This window comes from Chamaesiphon sp. VAR_48_metabat_403 (assembly GCF_031422475.1).
GTDB lineage: Bacteria > Cyanobacteriota > Cyanobacteriia > Cyanobacteriales > Chamaesiphonaceae > Chamaesiphon.
The window spans coordinates 1-2,659 of the sequence record NZ_JANPLS010000253.1 but is presented as its reverse complement, the minus strand read 5'-3'; the positions used below and the strand labels follow the sequence as shown (position 1 = coordinate 2,659).

At 44.5% G+C, this 2,659-nt stretch carries 3 protein-coding genes; 2 read left to right on the top strand and 1 reads right to left on the bottom strand.

What is annotated here, in order from left to right:
• The first annotated feature begins 419 nt into the window (after nucleotides 1-419).
• Nucleotides 420-1,001, top strand: coding sequence for a hypothetical protein (locus RMO79_RS11875; protein ID WP_310483376.1), 582 nt, complete (start codon nucleotides 420-422; stop codon nucleotides 999-1,001).
• Nucleotides 1,002-1,063: 62 nt separating this feature from the next.
• Nucleotides 1,064-2,020, top strand: a complete 957-nt coding sequence (locus RMO79_RS11870) for an FAD-dependent oxidoreductase (RefSeq protein WP_310483375.1) — start codon at nucleotides 1,064-1,066, stop codon at nucleotides 2,018-2,020.
• Here RMO79_RS11870 and RMO79_RS11865 read toward each other — a convergent pair.
• A complete protein-coding gene (locus RMO79_RS11865; RefSeq protein WP_310483373.1) occupies nucleotides 1,995-2,228 on the bottom strand; it encodes a hypothetical protein in 234 nt (77 codons plus the stop codon). The two genes, RMO79_RS11870 and RMO79_RS11865, sit on opposite strands and share 26 nt — an antisense overlap.
• Nucleotides 2,229-2,659: the final 431 nt, after the last annotated feature.

Sequence of the window (2,659 nt, the reverse complement as noted above, 5' to 3'; positions counted from 1 at the left end):
CTTTAGTTTACAGTAGTTGCTAATTATTATCAACAAATTGATATAAGTTATTAAAATTAATAGAATTTTCAATTATCTCGACGATCGCGATTCGGATTCAGATCGATCGCGATCCAGCCAAAAGGTTATCTGGTAAGTGTTTCCTTTTCCCCTTTCCGCTTTACCTCACTGCCCTAAAGATTAAGCCCAATGGTGCAAGCTGCGAGCATTCCACAATTGGCGATCGAAATGTGGTAGATTTTATTGAGAAGATATTTCATTAATTTAAACGTATATCTGGTGCTGTCTGAAATATCCCCGATACCACTCGTCCATTATTATCATCGGCAACAATTCAGCCAAAAGCACTGATAGCTGCCAGTTTGGGGCAAAGTCACGAGTCGATTCAGTCATTAAAAAACCGATCTAACTAGTTCTGAATGCAACAATCGTATATCAATCTGCTCTCTCTCAGCCCTTGTGCCAAAGAAGTTCCCTATTTAGGAACTGGAATTCCCCGTGAAGATGGACAGCTAAATCATGGTTTCAAAAACCTCATCGCTCATCCAGATTTGATTGACGCGATTCCCGAATTGGCAACAGATCGATCGATGAAATCTTTGGTGTACTCCTTAAATACTGGGACTAGTCGATTTTTTACGACGGGTTGCTTCAGTGGTGAGGTGAAAGAAAAGTGTGGTTATCGTTATCATGGTTATCTGAATTTTTCTTGGAATTGTCAGGTGTGTGTCAGTGATGCGATTAATTATTTCTCGCTGTTTTTTCACTTTGAACAGTTTCTATACACTCAAAAATTCGACCAAAAAGTTAAATTTCAATGGTCGATCGAACAAACTCATTTCCTCGATCTCGATCTGGCTGGATTTTGCTGTGCAATTTTCATCAACACAGATTGCTGTGCCGCTAGCGACATAGCCGAGGATAATTGGCAAGCTTCACTAACAGTACTTGAGGCTTTTTTAAGTTCGGTGCCGGGACGATCTGCCCAGACTATTTACTAAGAGAAAAGCTTTGGTATTTAGATCGGGCAACAAATATTCAACGCATTGTGAGGTTTGGTATTTTGGAAACATACGAGTTTGATGTCGTCATTATTGGGGGTGGCCCAGCAGGTTGCACCTGTGCATTGTATACATCTCGTGCCGATCTGAAGACCGTTATTTTAGATAAAAATCCGGCGGTGGGTGCGTTAGCAATTACGCACAAGATTGCTAAATATCCTGGCGTTGCAGGAGATGTGAGTGGGGAAAAATTACTCGATGTGATGCGGGAACAAGCGATCGCTTTTGGCACAACTTATCAACGCGCCCAGGTGTTCGGCATTGACGTTGAGGGGTCATTAAAAAAGGTTTATACGCCTGAAGGTACTTTTGTCGGCAAGACACTGGTATTGGCGACTGGTGCAATGGGGCGAGTGGCTTCATTTCCAGGCGAAGCGGAATTTTTAGGACGTGGCGTTAGTTATTGTGCTACTTGCGATGCGGCATTTTATCGACAGCGAGAAGTGGTAGTAGTCGGTAACAATCATGAAGCGATCGAAGAAGCTCAAGTTTTGACTAAGTTTGCTTCAGTCGTCCATTGGGTAACGGTTAAAGATCCGCAGGTCGATGATGTCTTAGCTCAAGATTTGTTGAAGATCCCGAATATTAAACATTGGAGTAAAACTCGCCTGACATTAATTGAAGGTAACGAAGCGGGAGTTACAGGGGTTCAAGTCAAACCAAAAGGACAAGCCCAGAGCCAATTGTTGCCTGTAGAAGGAGCCTTCATCTATCAAAGTGGTTCTAAACCCATTACCGATTTTGTCGGGGGTCAGGTGGCGGTAAATGACGATGGGGGAATTAATGTCAATGAGCTAATGGCGACGAATGTAGAGGGTGTTTGGGCGATCGGGGATATTCGGAATACGCCGTTTAAACAGGCCGTTGTCGCGGCTGGGGATGGCTGTATTGCCGCGATGTCGATCGATCGCTTTCTCAATAGTCGCAGATCGATTAAGCCCGACTGGGATCATACATAGTCTCATTTCTGACTGGATCGGCAGGTGGGTAATACAACTCCGATCGCAAAATCCAGCCCGTTTGTTGCTGCACGTAAGCGTGGGTACTCATACCTTGCTGCTTCGCAGTTTGAGCGACTTGCCGATAATCCCAACCCATTAGTTCGCAGAGTTGACGCTGACGCAATCCTGTTAGCGGTGACAAGTTATCTAGATTTGATTTTGACATCTAAATTTGGTGGTTGTTATCGGCGGGGACAGCCTCAGTAAAATGTCTAGCGGCGGTGTCGCTGCTGCTTCTGAGTCTGATTATACTCAGCAATGTGAAACCAGGGTTATGGCTCGATCGTTACAGCGACTTCCGCTGTGGTTTGACTGCATAAGTGCGACTCCACCAGATAATTGCACCTGTGACAAATAATCCGATGGGAGTAATCCCGATTGCTGTCATTGCAGCAATCGTGTTCTAATCCGGACTGCAAGCACGACCGTTTTCGATCTCCCGGACGAATGTCGAAGCTAATTTATCGCTCTAGCCGATCGAGTCTTCGTTTTCTGGCGGTGTTTTCACATCACCCACCCAGTACTCAATAGCACCACCGGGGCTAAACCGACGAAAACATATATAGCAATCCTAAATGAGTTTCTCATTTTATAGTA

Bases quoted from the DNA above. Each gene is read 5' to 3' on its own strand.
- RMO79_RS11875 (WP_310483376.1), top strand. From the start codon at position 420: ATGCAACAATCGTATATCAATCTGCTCTCTCTCAGCCCTTGTGCCAAA.
- RMO79_RS11865 (WP_310483373.1), bottom strand. From the start codon at position 2,228: ATGTCAAAATCAAATCTAGATAACTTGTCACCGCTAACAGGATTGCGT.